The organism is Micromonospora sp. CA-240977 (assembly GCF_050942285.1).
In the GTDB taxonomy this organism is placed as follows: Bacteria; Actinomycetota; Actinomycetes; order Mycobacteriales; family Micromonosporaceae; genus Micromonospora.
On the sequence record NZ_CP192055.1, the window covers coordinates 3,684,946 to 3,699,534 of the forward strand.

Annotated in this window: 14 protein-coding genes; 9 read left to right on the forward strand and 5 right to left on the reverse strand. The window is 71.3% G+C overall.

The genetic code is table 11. The features are described 5' to 3' along the window. Window positions 1-297 precede the first annotated feature (297 nt). Both ACQPWW_RS16985 and ACQPWW_RS16990 read left to right on the forward strand, forming a co-directional pair. On the forward strand, window positions 298-2,127 hold the full coding sequence (locus ACQPWW_RS16985; protein ID WP_433134391.1) for a family 43 glycosylhydrolase: 1,830 nt from the start codon (window positions 298-300) through the stop codon (window positions 2,125-2,127). A 410-nt stretch (window positions 2,128-2,537) separates the two neighbouring features. After that, window positions 2,538-3,941: an endo-1,4-beta-xylanase gene (locus ACQPWW_RS16990; protein WP_433133847.1), complete on the forward strand. Its 1,404-nt coding sequence runs from the start codon at window positions 2,538-2,540 to the stop codon at window positions 3,939-3,941. Window positions 3,942-4,031: 90 nt separating this feature from the next. On the opposite strand, the gene ACQPWW_RS16995 is transcribed toward ACQPWW_RS16990, so the two are convergent. From ACQPWW_RS16995 to ACQPWW_RS17005, 3 genes are all read right to left on the reverse strand, one after another. Further along, window positions 4,032-6,947 carry a glycosyl hydrolase gene (locus ACQPWW_RS16995; protein ID WP_433133849.1) on the reverse strand — a complete coding sequence of 972 codons (2,916 nt, stop codon included), beginning with the start codon at window positions 6,945-6,947 and terminating at the stop codon, window positions 4,032-4,034. A 156-nt stretch (window positions 6,948-7,103) separates the two neighbouring features. Further along, window positions 7,104-7,511 (reverse strand): MmcQ/YjbR family DNA-binding protein, encoded by a 408-nt coding sequence (locus ACQPWW_RS17000; RefSeq protein WP_433133851.1) that lies wholly within the window; start codon window positions 7,509-7,511, stop codon window positions 7,104-7,106. A 40-nt stretch (window positions 7,512-7,551) separates the two neighbouring features. Continuing rightward, window positions 7,552-8,247 carry a DUF1223 domain-containing protein gene (locus ACQPWW_RS17005; RefSeq protein ID WP_433133852.1) on the reverse strand — a complete coding sequence of 232 codons (696 nt, stop codon included), beginning with the start codon at window positions 8,245-8,247 and terminating at the stop codon, window positions 7,552-7,554. A 137-nt stretch (window positions 8,248-8,384) separates the two neighbouring features. Between ACQPWW_RS17005 and ACQPWW_RS17010 the strand changes: the two genes are divergently transcribed. Beyond that, on the forward strand, window positions 8,385-8,675 hold the full coding sequence (locus tag ACQPWW_RS17010; RefSeq protein WP_433133854.1) for a GNAT family N-acetyltransferase: 291 nt from the start codon (window positions 8,385-8,387) through the stop codon (window positions 8,673-8,675). A gap of 207 nt (window positions 8,676-8,882) precedes the next feature. Beyond that, a complete protein-coding gene (locus tag ACQPWW_RS17015) occupies window positions 8,883-9,599 on the forward strand; it encodes an isocitrate lyase/PEP mutase family protein (protein WP_433133856.1) in 717 nt (238 codons plus the stop codon). A gap of 127 nt (window positions 9,600-9,726) precedes the next feature. On the opposite strand, the gene ACQPWW_RS17020 is transcribed toward ACQPWW_RS17015, so the two are convergent. Together ACQPWW_RS17020 and ACQPWW_RS17025 are read right to left on the reverse strand one after the other, a co-directional pair. Continuing rightward, on the reverse strand, window positions 9,727-10,653 hold the full coding sequence (locus ACQPWW_RS17020; protein WP_433133858.1) for a 5'-3' exonuclease: 927 nt from the start codon (window positions 10,651-10,653) through the stop codon (window positions 9,727-9,729). A gap of 58 nt (window positions 10,654-10,711) precedes the next feature. Beyond that, window positions 10,712-10,939, reverse strand: coding sequence for a hypothetical protein (locus tag ACQPWW_RS17025; RefSeq protein ID WP_433133860.1), 228 nt, complete (start codon window positions 10,937-10,939; stop codon window positions 10,712-10,714). A gap of 185 nt (window positions 10,940-11,124) precedes the next feature. On the opposite strand from ACQPWW_RS17025, the gene ACQPWW_RS17030 reads away from it, so the two are divergent. The 5 genes from ACQPWW_RS17030 (at window position 11,125) to ACQPWW_RS17050 (ending at window position 14,567) form a co-directional block, all read left to right on the forward strand. Beyond that, entirely contained in the window at window positions 11,125-11,547 is a 423-nt protein-coding gene (locus ACQPWW_RS17030; protein ID WP_433133862.1) for a hypothetical protein, read from the forward strand. Beyond that, window positions 11,544-11,870 carry a type VII secretion target gene (locus ACQPWW_RS17035; RefSeq protein ID WP_433133864.1) on the forward strand — a complete coding sequence of 109 codons (327 nt, stop codon included), beginning with the start codon at window positions 11,544-11,546 and terminating at the stop codon, window positions 11,868-11,870. Before ACQPWW_RS17030 ends, ACQPWW_RS17035 begins: the two co-directional genes overlap by 4 nt. Beyond that, window positions 11,867-12,757, forward strand: coding sequence for a WXG100 family type VII secretion target (locus tag ACQPWW_RS17040; protein ID WP_433133866.1), 891 nt, complete (start codon window positions 11,867-11,869; stop codon window positions 12,755-12,757). Before ACQPWW_RS17035 ends, ACQPWW_RS17040 begins: the two co-directional genes overlap by 4 nt. 14 nt (window positions 12,758-12,771) lie before the next feature. Then, complete coding sequence (locus ACQPWW_RS17045; RefSeq protein WP_433133868.1) at window positions 12,772-13,422, forward strand: hypothetical protein; 651 nt, start codon at window positions 12,772-12,774, stop codon at window positions 13,420-13,422. Between the two features lie 257 nt (window positions 13,423-13,679). Beyond that, window positions 13,680-14,567 (forward strand): winged helix-turn-helix transcriptional regulator, encoded by an 888-nt coding sequence (locus tag ACQPWW_RS17050; protein WP_433133870.1) that lies wholly within the window; start codon window positions 13,680-13,682, stop codon window positions 14,565-14,567. Window positions 14,568-14,589 lie beyond the last annotated feature (22 nt).

Consider the following 14,589-nt stretch of genomic DNA (forward strand, 5'->3'; position numbering starts at 1 on the left):
CGGCTGCCGTCCGTTGACGCCCGTCACGCCGCTCAGTACGGTGCATCGTAAATCTTGGATGTCAACGTCGATACATCAATGCTGCGATGTGGTTACGACGGTCATCTCGCACCACTCAAAAGTCCAGGTCACCAGCGGAGAGCAGGTGTCGAAACAGATCTGTTAGCGCTAACACGGTTGCCGCCCGTGCCGGTTCGTACGCGCACGGTGAAGCCCCTCTCGACGGCAACCCGGGTAGCGGTGGCCCGTCGACTCAGACCCGCGCACGGCGCACTCTCGGTGGGAGTAATCGTGAAGGTGAATGCTCGAACCACAACCCGGGCCAGGCAAGCCATCGCCTGGCTCGCCAGCCTCGTCTGCGTTCTCGCCCTGGTTCCCGCCAGCGCGGCGAAGGCGGACAATCCTATTGTTCAGCATATTTATACGGCTGATCCGGCGCCGTTGGTGTACAACGGTCGGGTGTATCTGTATACGGGTCATGATGAGGATGGCTCGACGTATTTCACGATGAGGGACTGGCGGGTGTGGTCGTCGGCGGACATGGTGAATTGGACTGATCATGGTTCGCCGATGAGTTTGGCGACGTTCGCGTGGGCGGATGCCAACGCGTGGGCTGGTCAGGTGGTGGCGCGGAACGGGAAGTTCTACTGGTACGTGCCGGTGCGGCAGCGGTCGAACGGGCAGATGGTCATCGGGGTGGGGGTGGCGGACTCGCCGACGGGTCCGTTTCGGGATGCGATCGGTCGGCCGTTGGTGGGGAACAACGAGATCGATCCGACGGTGTTCATCGATGATGATGGGCAGGCGTATCTGTACTGGGGTAATCCGGGTCTGTGGTATGTGCGGTTGAACGCGGACATGGTTTCCTACTCGGGGAGCGCGACGCGGATCGCGTTGACCACTGCGGGGTTCGGTACGCGTAGTGGTAACGCGAGTCGGCCGACCTTGTATGAGGAGGGGCCGTGGGTGTTCAAGCGCAACGGGTTGTATTACAACGTGTTCGCGGCGGAGTGTTGTTCGGAGTTCATCGCGTACTCGACGGCGCCTGGTCCGACGGGGCCGTGGACGTACCGGGGGACGATCATGGCGCGGCAGGGCGCTAGTTTCACCAATCACGCCGGGGTCGTCGATTTTGGTGGTGGGTCGTATTTCTTCTATCACAACGGGGCGTTGCCCGGTGGTGGTGGTTACACCCGGTCGGTGGCGGTGGAGAAGTTCTCGTACAACTCCAACGGCACGTTCCCGACGATCACGATGAGTACCGCGGGGGTGCCGCAGGTGGGCACGCTGAATCCGTACGTGCGGCAGGAGGCCGAGACGATCGCGTGGGGTTCGGGGATCGAGACGGAGGTCTCCACCGAGGGTGGGATGAACGTCGGTTGGATCGAGAACGGCGACTACGTCAAGGTCAAGGGTGTGGCGTTCGGCGCGGGCGCGTCGTCGTTCACGGCCCGGGTCGCGTCGGCGAGCAGTGGTGGGCGCATCGAGGTCCGTCTCGACAGTGCCACCGGCCCGCTCGTCGGGACCTGCGCTGTCGCGGGCACCGGCGGTTGGCAGGCCTGGACCACCACCAGTTGCGCGGTGAACGGCGCCACCGGCACCCATGACCTGTATCTGCGCTTCGCCGGCGGCACCGGCACCCTGTTCAATATCAACTGGTGGCAGTTCAGCGGCACCGGCGGCAGCGGCACCGTGCTCACCAACGGTGACGTGGAGAACGGCACCACGGGCTGGGGTGTGCACGGCAGCGGAACGCTCTCCCGGACCACCGCCGCCGCCCACGGCGGCGGCGGGTCGCTGTCGATCACCGGCCGGACCGCCGCGTGGAACGGCCCCGGTCAGGACGTGACCTCGAAGCTCACCAACGGCAAGAGCTACACCACAAACGTCTGGGTACGGGCGCAGAGCGGCACGCCCTCGGCCAAGGCGACCCTGTCGCTGACCGCGAACGGCACGACGAGCTATCTCCAGCTCACCCCCGCCGTGGGGGTGAACGTCAACGGCTGGACCCTGCTCACCGGCACGACGACCGTGTCGTGGAGCGGCACGCTGTCCAACGCGACCTTCTACGTCGAAACGGCCGAGGGCACCGACAGTCTCCTGGTCGACGACGTCTCGTTCCAGTGACGCCCGCTGCCGGAGCCGTCCGCGTACGGCTCCGGCAGCGCCGCTCTCCGACACCGCGACCGGAGCAACCCGTCCGCAGCGCGATTCGTTACGACTTGACGAACGGCATGTTATCGCTCACAGTCGATGGTTGAGGGCGGCCGCACCTGTGGCTCACCGGGCGAGCCTGCTGGTCGCACCTCGGAGCGTGACGTCCGCCCAGGGCATGCCGGACGTCGTGTCGGGGTCTCCCACCACCGGTGCCGTGACGGCGACTGTGCCTCCGCTCGTCATGGTCCGACCACTGCGGACCGATCCCGCGGCTGGACTGGCATCGGCGTCGACATCGCCGTGTCGATGTCGCCGACTTCGCAGGAGCAGATTCGGGCGCTGCACGTCCATCACCGAACCACCACAGACAAGGAATTCGCATGAATCACAAGAGAGTTCTGCGATTGGCGGTGACCGTCGCAGCCACCGGCGCACTCGCCGCCGGAATGACGATGACGCTGACCTCCACGGCCAGTGCCGGCACGACCCTGAGGGCGTCGGCGGCCGAGAAGGGCCGCTACTTCGGCGCGGCCGTCGCGACGAACAAGCTCTCCGACAACACGTATGCGACCATCCTGAACCGCGAGTTCAACAGTGTCGTGGCCGAGAACGAGATGAAGTGGGACGCGACCGAGCCGCAGCAGGGCCGGTTCAACTACACCGGTGGTGATCGGCTGGTCAGTCACGCGCAGGCCAACGGCATGAGTGTGCGGGGCCACGCGCTGTTGTGGTATCAGCAGCAGCCGGGTTGGGCGCAGACCATGTCCGGTAGCGCGTTGCGGAGTGCGGCGATCAACCACGTCACGCAGGTGGCGACCCACTTCCGGGGCAAGATCTACGCGTGGGACGTGGTGAACGAGGCTTTCGCCGACGGTGGCAGTGGCGGGCGGCGTGACTCGAACCTGCAGCGCACCGGTAACGACTGGATCGAGGCGGCGTTCCGGGCGGCGCGGGCGGCGGATCCGGGTGCGAAGTTGTGTTACAACGACTACAACACCGACGGGATCAACGCGAAGTCGACGGGGATCTACAACATGGTGCGGGACTTCAAGTCCCGTGGTGTGCCGATCGACTGCGTGGGTTTCCAGTCGCACCTGGGCACGTCGTTGGCCGGTGACTATCAGGCCAACCTGCAGCGTTTCGCCGATCTCGGTGTGGACGTGCAGATCACCGAGCTGGACGTGATGACCGGCGGCAACCAGGCGAACATCTTCGGCTCGGTCACCCGCGCGTGCATGAACGTCTCGCGGTGCACCGGCATCACCACCTGGGGTGTGCGGGACTGCGACTCGTGGCGCGGGTCGGACAACGCCCTGCTCTTCGACTGCAGCGGCAACAAGAAGGCGGCGTACACAAGCGTCCTGAACGCCCTCAACGCCGGCCCGGGCATCACCCCGTCGCCGACGACCCCGGGACCGACGACGCCTGCCCCCACGACCCCGCCGCCCACCACGCCTCCGCCCACGACCCCGCCGCCCACCACGCCTCCGCCGGGTGGTTGCTCGGCGTCGGTGTCACTGAACTCGTGGACCGGTGGCTTCGTCGCCACCGTCAAGGTCACCGCGGGCTCCGGCGGCACGAGCGGGTGGAACGTCAGCTTCACGCTGCCCAGTGGCGCGAGTGTCACGAACACCTGGAGCGCGACGGCAAGTGGCTCCACCGGCACTGTGCGGTTCACCAACGTGGACTACAACGGCCGGCTCGGCGCCGGTCAGGTCACCGAGTTCGGCTTCCAGGGCACCGGCAGCGGCGCGGGCATGACGCCCACCTGCGCCGCCTCCTGACCGCGGATGCCTGACTGACTCCGCACACCGGCCGGTGTGCGGGACCGAGAGTGGTCCCGCGCACCGGCCGGTCGCCACGTGCGGGGTCGATCAGGAGTACGGCAGCCGCAGCACCGACTGGTTGCCGATGCCCACGGTGCTGGGGTTGTTGCCGATCGCCGACCAGACCTCCACCCGGACCGTGCCGTTGCTCAGCGTGCCCAACGTGCCGGTGGCCGAGGCCAGGCCCGCGCTCTGGGTGTAGTGCTCGTAGCCGGGAACCGGGTCGGTGGCGAAGTAGCGAAGGGTCTCCACCCGTTCCCAACTGCCGTTGCCGGTGAGGTCGTAGGAGATCCGCACCTGCACACCGTTACCGACCGCCGTCCCCGCATCCACGAACAGGTCGAACGTGGTCTGCCCGCCGGAGTAGGCGAGATTCAGGCCGGTCGCCGTGAAGACCTGCGGGTTGGTGGGCGTACCGTCGTGGTTGCCGTTGGCGGCCGCGACCGTCGTGGTGGCCGCGCTGCCGGCGGCGCCCAACCCGCCCCCGGGCAGCAGGTACCGGGTGGGACCACCCGTCGTCGGCGGGGTGGTCGTGGGTGGCGCGGACGTCGGCGGCGCCGTCGTGGGTGGCGCGGTGGTCGGTGGCGGCGCGGTCGTCGGCGTCGACCCCGGTGGTACGCCGCCGGACGCGTTGCCACCACTCCAGGTGTACGCCCCGGTGGTTGCCGTCCGGCCCGCTGCCACGGTGAGGCTGGTGCCGTTGGAGAACGTCACAGTGATCGGCGCGGCGGTCGGGTTCGATGCCACGTAGGTGCGCGCCCCGTTGCGCGAGAACACCGCCGACAGCGGGTGGTTGCCGGTCACCGTGGTGTCGACGGTGCCCAGCGCCGCGAGGTTGCGGATCCAGTGGAAGGTGTGGGCTCGGCTCTCGCCCTCCTCCGGGGTGTAGCCGGGGTTCGCGCGCAGGTTCGCCAGCGCCGCGTCGGGGTCGCCGAGGGCCTGGAACTGCCAGAGAATGTCCTGCCATACCGTCGGTTGCCCGCCGTTGTTGCGGACCAGCTCCGCGTAGTTGGTCCGCACGTACGCCGGGTTGTTGCCCAGGTAGAGGTGTCCGCCGGTGACCGGCAGCAGGTTGATGCCCTGGATCATCTCGGGTTCGCCGCTGAACCAGGTGGCGTACGCGCCGCCGTCGCCCCAGACCATGCCGACCGTGGAGTGCCCGAAGGCGGCGGGGAAGTTCTGGTCGCTGGCGTCGAACCAGTACTCCTGGATGGCGGCGGCCTGCGTGGTGTAGAGGAAGACGCCGGCGTCACGGACGGCGGCGTTGCCGGTCACCTGCCCCCACTGGATGAGGGCGTTGGCGAAGTTCATCCCCTCGGACGAGGACTCCTGGTTGTTGCCGGAGCCGAACGAGCCGTGCCCGGACGCCCAGTCGTGGCCGGCGTAGATGTCGAAGTCACGCAGGTAGGGGAAACGGGTGTCGCCGCGCTGGTAGTTGTTGGCGTCGCGGATGAGCAGGTCCACCATGCCGCCGTAGCGGCTGGCGGTGGCCCAGGCCGGGTCGAACTTGGCGAGCGTGGCGGCGGCGGCGATGAAGTAGCCGTAGTGGAAGTGGTGGTCGTTGAGTTCCTGGTCGGAGCCGTACGACGCCGGGTAGCCGATCAGGGTGCCCCAGTTGTTGTCGTAGTAGAAGACCCGGCTGGTCTTGCCGCTGGAAGCGGTGAACCAGTCGGTGAGCGTGCTGCGGATGGCGTTCAGCGCGCTGTCGCGGGTCGTGGTGTCGTTGACCAGGTCGGCGATCTCGGCGATGCGGGCGGCCCGACCGAGCCCCTTGCCGGTCCAGTAGGTGTCGTTGCCGCGCTGGTCCATCGGGTTCGCGCGGGCGGCGGCCAGTTGACCGGTGATGGTGGCCAGGTCACTTCCGCTGCCGTCGCCGACGGCCGGCAGCTCCGGCAGCACGCCCTGGAACTTCATGGCGGTGCGGAACTGGTTGACGCCGGTGAGCACCCGCATCCGGCCGCGCGCCGACGGGTAGGTCGGGGTGATGGCGGTGGACCCGCTCAGCGACTTCCACTGGTGCGGGTAGAGGCTGACCACGGTCTGCGTGGCGGAGCCCTCCCGGGCGGTAGTGGTGAACGCGTACGTGGTGGTCAGGCCGCTGGTCGCCGGGTCGTACGCGTACGACACCTGGGTGCCGGTCACGTGGGCGTGCGCGTACCGGCCGTAGGTGGCGGCCAGGTCGGCGCGCTCCGTCGCGCTGGACGTCGGCGGCAGCAGGGCGACGGAGAAGTAGCCCCGGCCGGCGAGGGTGGACGAGATCCGGCCGCCGGCGACGGTCCAGGTGGCGCCGCTGGGCGCGTACCCGACGTAGTCGTGGCCGTTGACCCGGAAGCCGATGGTGGCGCCGTTGGTGGACCACACGTCGGGGGTGCCGGCGGTGCCGATCACCGCGTCCCCACCGGTGGTCTGGAAGTACGCGAACGGCAGCCCGTGGCCGATGGTGGCGCGCATGGTGCGGGTGCCGTCGCTCCAGTGTGGGCTGACCGTCCAGTCGGTCCAGCCGTCCACCTTGACCTGGGGTGCGCCGAGCCCGGCCACGCCGACCCGGATGTCCTGCACGTAGGGGTAGTGGTATTCACCGACGCCGGTCGCGGTGCCACTGATGGCGGGTGTGGAGTTGGCGGAGAAGCCAAGGCCGTCGGTGAAGGTGTCGTACGAGATCGGGTGGGCGTGCAGCGGTTCGCTGAAGGAGCAGTCGGTGCGCTTCCACAGCAGGGAGGACCACCAGTCGTTCGTGGGTATCGGCCCGGCCGGCGCGTTGGCGGTGGCGAACTGCCGAGGGTTGCTGGACATCGCGCCGCAGCCGCTGGGGAGTGCGCCGACCGGGGTGGTGGTGTAGCTGCCGGCGCCGACAGGTGCGGCCTCGGCGGCGCGGGTGACGGGGATCGCGAGACCGCCGACGACCAGGGCCAGGGCGGTCGCGGTGGCCAGGGCCCAGCGGCGGTGGGGGACGGGAGGTTTCATGGTGCCTCCATCGCGCGCCGGGGTGCGGCCCTTTGCCGGTTCCGACGCGTGCGTCTGAATTGGGGGGAAGGTCAGGTGAGAGAGCGCTCTCACAGCAACGGTAGTGGAGTACCGAGATCCCCGTCAATGTGTCAAACCCGTTGCGTGCTGATGTCGCTATGCGCCAGCGCCCGCGTCCGCCGCGACGGCCGACGCGCCACCGTCGTCGAGGTCGCCCAGGAGCGCCTCGGGTGCGCGCATCCGCCACGCGTCGGTCACCAGCTCGCGCAGCCGATCGGGGCCGACCTCCGCCAGGCGCACCAGCACCAGGGGCAGGCCCTCGTAGCCGGGCGTGGTGAAGAAGAGGTCGGGCTCGCCGAGCAGGAGAGCCTGCTTCTCGGCCTCGTCGCCGACGAACAGCACGGCGATGTCGAGCCGGATCACCCGCGGCTTTCCGGGGACCCGCTCCGGGTAGGACCAGACGAAGCCCTTGTCGGCCACCCGGAAGTCGAAGCCGTCACTGGCGATCTCCACGGTGTGCGGCAGGGCCAGCGCCACCCGTCGTACGTCGTCGGCGTCAACCACAGTGCCCCCTCGCGCCGCGCCCCATCCGCATGCGCCGAGATTACGCCGTGGACACCTCGATGGCGGTGGCGCCGACGATCGCCCGGTTGCCGTCCTCCTGAACGTAACCGACCACCGCGGCGTTGCGCGGATCGAGATCGGGTGGTGTCACCAACCGCACCTGGCCCCGCTCGGCGTCCAGCCCCACCGACGCGTAGGCGCGTACGACGTTGTCCTGCCGAAGCGTCCGCCCGGCGTTCTCGCCCCGGGCGATCGCACTGTCCAGGCCCCGCTCCACGATCGCCACGTTCAGCACGGCCCCCGCCGGCGGGTGTTCGACCCGGTAGTCGAGCAGCACCCGGTGGCCATCCCCGTCGGCCCTGGACAGCGTGAGGGGCGCGGAGGCGGTCGACGACATGGCGGACATGATCGCGCCGGCCGCTCGCCGACGGTCGGAGCCGACGAACTCCACGGTGCCGTTGACGACCATCTGCGGGGTGTACAGACCCCCGGTGCCGAACGCGCGGGCGTACGCCTCCTGCCGCGCCGTGTACGCCGGGTCGGCGAACTGGTCGGGCCACCCCAGGTTGTCCCAGTAGTCGACGTGGAACCCGAGGGCGAAGACGTTCTGCCCCCGAACCCGTGCGTCGTGCTCGAGCTCGCTGAGCAACTCCTCCGCGGGTGGGCAGCTGTTGCAGCCCTGGGACGTGAACATCTCCACGACGGCGAAGCCGCCGTCGGTCGCTGGATTCGTCATTGTGGCGTCTCTCCTCCCACGGGGCGCGGCGGCGCTGGATTCCCGTTCCCACGGAGAGAATGCGCGTACGGCGCCCCCGCTGGCCTCGCGGTCGGCGCGGCCGGGGCGGGTGGTTGGATGGTCGGGTGGAGTTCACAGTGACAGACGCGCCGGAGCGGGAGCGTTTCGAGGCGCACGACGAGGCGGGTGCGGTCGCCGGGTTCGTCACCTACCAGCTGACCGGCTCGATCATCGCCTACACCCACACCGAGGTCGATCCGGCGTTCGAGGGCCGGGGCGTCGGGTCGACGCTGGCGCGCGCGGTGATGGACGACGCGCGGGCCAGAAAGCGGACCGTCGTGCCGATCTGCCCGTTTCTCGCCGACTGGCTGGTCAAGCACCCGGAGTACGAGAGCATCGTGGTCCGGTCCACCCGCAAGATCAAGTAGCCGGCCGGCCCTTCCCCTCCCCGGCGCCGCCGCGCCGACCGGGTCAGGCGTCCGGCCGGAGCGTGGCGGCGAGGGCGCGGGTGGTCGCGGTCAGGGTGTCGATGTCCAGCCCCGCCGCCTCGTACCGCACCGGCGCCGTGCTTGACTCCACCGGCGGGTACACCGCCTGACCTCCGCCGCCGCACGTCCCGTCGGGAGACCACAACGATGACAGCCGCCACCTTCCGTGCCCTGCACCACGACCGCGCCGCGGGCGACCCACTCGTCCTACCCGGCCCCTGGGACGCGGCCAGCGCCAAGGTGTTCGCCGACGCCGGTTTCCCGGCGCTCGCGACCCCGAGCGCCGGGGTCGCCGCGTCGCTCGGTTACGAGGACGGCGCGACGCCGCCGGACGAGATGTTCGCGGCGGTGGCGCGGATCGTCCGGGCCGTCTCCGTTCCGGTGTCCGCCGACGTCGAGGGCGGTTACGGTCTCGCCTCCGCCGAGTTGGTCGGACGGCTGCTGGAGGCGGGCGTCGTCGGCTGCAACCTGGAGGACTCGGAGGGGCACGCCACCCTCAAGGACCCGCAGCGGCACGCGGACTGGCTGGCCGAGGTGCGGGCGGAGGCGGGGGACGCGCTCGTCATCAACGCGCGCGTCGACACGTTCCTGGTCGGGACGGGTGACCCGGCCGACGCGGTGGACCGCGCCCGCCGGTACGTGGCGGCCGGCGCGGACTGCGTCTACCCGATCCTGGCGCCGCCGGAGGTCCTGCCGGTGCTGCGTGCGGGCATCGCGGGGCCGATCAACATGGCCGCCGGCCCGGACCGCGAGTCCGTTGCCGAGCTGGGTCGGCGGGGCGCGACCCGCATCACCTTCGGCCCGGGCATGCAGCGCTTCGCGATGGGAGCGATCGGCGACCTCGCGGCGAGGCTGCGCGCCTGAGGCCGACCGCCGCGCCACCGCCGGCGGCGGCGTTCAGGCGAGGCTGGCGTTGCCGCGCCGCCGGTCGGGCGTGGGCGGTCGGCACAGCCGCGCCGGCGGTCCGGGGTCGGCACAGCCGACTCGGCGGTCAGGCGTCGGCGCGGGCGGCGAGGGCGTCCACCAGGCGGCGGGTGGAGCCGGCCAGGTTCCATCGGCCGGCGAGCTCGACCAGCCGGTCCGGATCGACAGGCGCGGTCGGCAGCGCGGTGGGCAGCTCCGGCAGCGGCACGTCCAGCGCGACCCGGACCACCGTCGGCGCGACGCCCAGGTAGTCGCGGGCCGCGGCCAGCTTGGTGCGCAGGCCCGGCGCGAACGACGAGTCGGAGTCGTCGAGCGCGGCCAGGATGCCGGCGACGCTGCCGTAGCGCTCGATGAGCCGGGCGGCGGTCTTCTCGCCGACGCCCGCCACGCCGGGCAGCCCGTCGCTCGGGTCGCCGCGCAGCGCGGCGAAGTCGGCGTACCGGTCGGCCGGCACGCCGTAGCGGGCCCGCACCGCGGCGTCGTCGCAGTCGTCGAGCTTGGCGACGCCGCGCCCCACGTAGAGCAACCGGACCGACCGGGCGTCGTCGATGAGCTGGAACAGGTCGCGGTCGCCGGAGACCACCTCGACCGGGCCCGGCTGGGTGACCGAGAGCGTGCCGAGGACGTCGTCGGCCTCGTAGCCGGTCGCGCCGACAGCGGTGATGCCCACCGCGGCCAGCACCTCCAGGATCATCGGCACCTGCGGGGAGAGGGTGTCCGGGACGATCTCGCCGCCCTGCGGGGCGACCCGGTGCGCCTTGTACGACGGCAACAGATCGACCCGCCACGCGGGCCGCCAGTCGTAGTCCAGAGCGCAGACCATCCGGTCGGCGCCGCGACCGCGGATGAGGGTGGCGAGCATGTCGAGGAAGCCGCGCACCGCGTTGACCGGGGTGCCGTCCTCGGTGCGGGCGGCGGACTCCGGGATGCCGAAGTAGGCCCGGAAGTAGAGGCTGGCTGCGTCGATCAGCAGGATCGGGGGTCGGTGTGCCACGCCGGACAGCCTGGCACAAGCCTCCGACGATCCGGGGTACGCCCGGCCGTCGGCGGTGTCAGCGCCGCTCGTCGTGCCGGTAGACGGTCTCCCGTCGGGCCAGGTGCTGCACGACGTAACTGGTCACCAGCAGCACGATCGCGACAAGCACCTCGACCCAGGCCGCGACGCCGTCGGCCACGGTGACACCGATGATCAGCAGGACCAGGCCGACGAGCGCGAGCACCCCCGCCCACAGTTGGCGGCGTCGGCGCGTCGCCGCCCGGTCCTCCTCGTTCGTTGCCACGCGATCCTCCCGGCCCGGGATGCCCGTGCGGGCATCCCCCGGATCCAGGCTATGGCCCCGTCCGCCGTTGGAACGGGAAAACCACTGTGCGCGTGGACGACCCGGGCCGCGCCCGGTGACGGGGCAGCCAGGTTGGACCGGCATCGGTACGCTCGTCGCTCGTACGACTGTGACGGGGGGCGACGGTGAGTGTGAGTGACGAGACCCGGGCCTGGTTCGGACGCCTGGTGGCGGACACCCGGGAGCGGTTCGCGGGGCTGGCCGAGCTCGGCGACGACCCCGAGCGGCTGTACGGCGAGGCGCGATCCTCGGACGGCGTCGTCGCGGTGGTGGCACCCGGGGGGATGCCGGTACGGCTCACGCTGAGCGCCTCCGCGATGCGGCTGGGGCCGGAGGAGTTGGCGGAGCGCATCGTGGCGACGCAGCGGGAGGCCGCGGCCGAGGCCGGGCGGCGGCAGGCCGAGGCGGTCCAGGAGTTGATCGGCCCGGCCACGGGCGGGGCGGTCGACGTGCGGTCGATGGTCGACCGGGCGCTCGACCAGGGCCGGTTCCGGGAGGCCGAGGAGCGGCTCGACTCCGCCGACGAGCAGTTCGGCAGGCGCCGGTGAGCGGCGACGGCTTCACCGTCCACCCGGCGGCGTTGCGCGCGGCGGCCACCGGTCAGGAGGCCGCGGCCGGGACGGCCGAGTCGACAGCCCGTGCCGTCGAGTCGGCCACCGCACAGGGCAACCTCTTCGGCGTGATCGGGCAGATGGCCGGCCTGGATGCCGGCTACCGCGGCTGGGTGACCGACGAGGTGGCCTCGCTGGAGGCGCTCGTCCAGCACCTGCACGACCTGGCCGAGGGGTTGCGCGGCAACGCCGATGCGTACGAGCACACCGACTCGGGCAACGCCGACCACCTGGCGAGCCAGTACCGGGAGGGGTCGTGACCCAGCCGGACGCCGTCGACGTCGCCAAGGGCTACCAGCAGGTCCGGGACACCTGGAACCAGGTCACCAGCCCCGCCTCCGAGGCGCTCAACACCGGACTGGACACGCTGCTCTACCCGTTCGTGTGGCCGCTGCTGCAACTGCTGGAGCTCTGCGTCGGCGACCCCGACCAGCTCGACGCGCACGCGGGCGCCTGGCGCACCGCGGCCACCCAACTGCGGCAGGTCGCCGAGCAGGAGCGGCAGGGCCTGGAGGCGCTGCGTCCGGAGTGGACCGGCCAGGCGGCCGAGGCGTACGCCCGGCGGATCACCGCGCTGGTGGAGGGGCTGGAGACGGCGGCCGGGGAGATGGCCCGGACCGCCGACAGCCTCGGCGACACCGCGATGGACCTGCGCGACTGCGAGGAGATCATCCGGACCGTCATCCGGGAGCTGGTCGAGTGGCTGGTGATCACCTGGCTCGCGGCCCAGGCGCTCGCGATCATCACCGCCGGTGCGTCCGAGGCGGCCGCCGCCGTCGCCTCGGCGGCCGAGACCGGCATCGCGGTCAGTCGGACCACCCGGATCCTGGCGCAGCTGCACCGGGCGCTGGAGGCGTACAAGGCCATGATGGAGGCCCTCAAGGCGCTGGGCACCGTCGGCAAGATCGCCGCCTGGACCATCAACAAGCTGTACGGCCCGAAGCACTGGCTCAAGGTGGGCATCAAGCTCGCCACCCCGCTGGACGGGTCGATCGTCGGCGAGGGGTTGGAGTCGGTCGGTGACCTGGTCATCAACTCCTCCGCGGACGAGTACGAGGATCAGCGGCGCGGTGACGACGGCGACGGCAGCCGCTGGCGGCGTACGGTGAGTTCCTGGACGGACCCGGCAGCCGACCGGGCGCCGTGACGCGGGGAGGGGCGATGGACGAGCCGGCAGCGCGCCGAGCGGAGCTGCTCGGTCAGGTGGAGACCCAGTTGCTCCCGGGCGAGGCCCTGCGGGAGGCGTGCTGGTTCACCCGCGTCCCGGGTCGCCGTTCGGCGGGGGAGGTGCTCCGTGCCGAGTTGAACCCGCTGCGGGTGGCGGAGGGGCTGGCCTGGGATGCCGCCGGAGTGACGGCCTCCACCGGGCCGGGGGTGGAGTGGTATCAGGCGGCCCGCAACGGGGTGCTCGGCGGTCCACCGGGTTCGGTGGGCGTCGGGCTGGACGAGCAGCTGCCCGAGCCCAGGATCGCCCAGGTGCTGGCGTTGACGAACCGCCGGGTGCTGGTGCTCCGCCGGCAGAGCGGTCGGCCGGCCGGCGTGGAGCCGCCCGCGGGCGGTGGTCTCCGGGACCGCCTCTCGGCGGCGGCTCGGCAGGTGCGGGCGGCCTGGGACGGGCCCGGCCCGGCGGCCCGCGACCAGCCACTGGAGGTGGCCTGGCAGGTGGGCGTGGAGTCGCTGGTCCGCCTCGACGCGCTGCCCGGTGGCACCATCGGGCGGCTCGCGCTGCTCTTCGCCGACGGTTCCTGGATCGTGCTCGGTCCGCCGGACGCCGCGACCGCGCTGCGGATGGCGTCGTCCCGCGCCAGGTGATCCGTCGCTCACCCACTGCCTCCCGCTGCTGCTGGCCGCGGCGGGGGCGTCTGGTCGGGCGGTGGCCGCACCGCCGCACGACGGTGCCGGGCGACGCGACCCGGCCTGGGTCGTCGTCCGGTCGTGGTCGGTGAGGCCACCGGCGCCGGCACGTCTGGCTCGATCGTCGACGCGCGTGTCGTCGGCCCCCGTTCGCCAAACCAATGCGTTTCAAACTGGAACGCACTATAGTCGGCTGGGGCCGAGGGAGGTGGCGGGTGCGGCGAGAGGATCTTGCCGATGCGGACTGCGGCATCGCGCAGGCGCTCGGCGTGCTGGGGGACTGGTGGACGTTCCTCATCGTGCGCGACGTCGCCGGCGGAACGACCCGCTTCGACGCGCTGCAACGTGAGCTGGGCGTCAGCCGGCGGGCGCTCACCGACCGCCTCGCCGCCCTGGTCGAGCACGGCGTGCTGGAGCGCCGGCCCTACTCGCGACACCCACCCCGGTACGACTATCTGCTCACCGCGAAGGGCGAAGGGCTGCTGCCGGTGCTGATCGCCCTGCAGGACTGGGGAACGAGGCACCTGATGGGTGACGGTGGACTGACCGCGACGGCCGACGCCGACTCCGCCGAGGCGCGCCGCGCGCACCACCTGGTCGGGCGACGACTGCCCGAGGTCGTCCTGCCCGGCCCCGACGGGCGGCCGGTCGCGCTCGCCGCGACGGACAGTTGGACGGTCCTCTACTTCTTCCCCGGGGCCTACGCGCCGGGAACACCCGGCTATCCGCCGGGCTGGGCGCAGATCCCCGGTGCCCGGGGCTGCACCCTGGAGTCGACGACGTACGCCAGGCGGCACCCCGACTTTGAGGCCGCCGGGGTGCGGGTGCACGGGATCAGCACCCAGCGCCCGGACCAGCTCGCCGACTTCGCCGCGTACGCCGAGCTGCCGTTTCCGCTGCTGTCCGACCAGGACGGCCGGTTGGCCGCGGGGCTGCTGCTGCCGGTCTTCCGGGCCGGTGGGGTGACCCGGTTCAAGCGGCTGACGCTGCTCGTCGACCCGACGGCGGTGGTACGCGCCGTGCAGTTCCCGGTCACCGACCCGGCCGGCTCGGTGCAGGAGATGCTCACCCTGGCCCGCGAGCACGCGACGGTCCCCGGCTGACGCTGGGCGTCGACCGGGGACC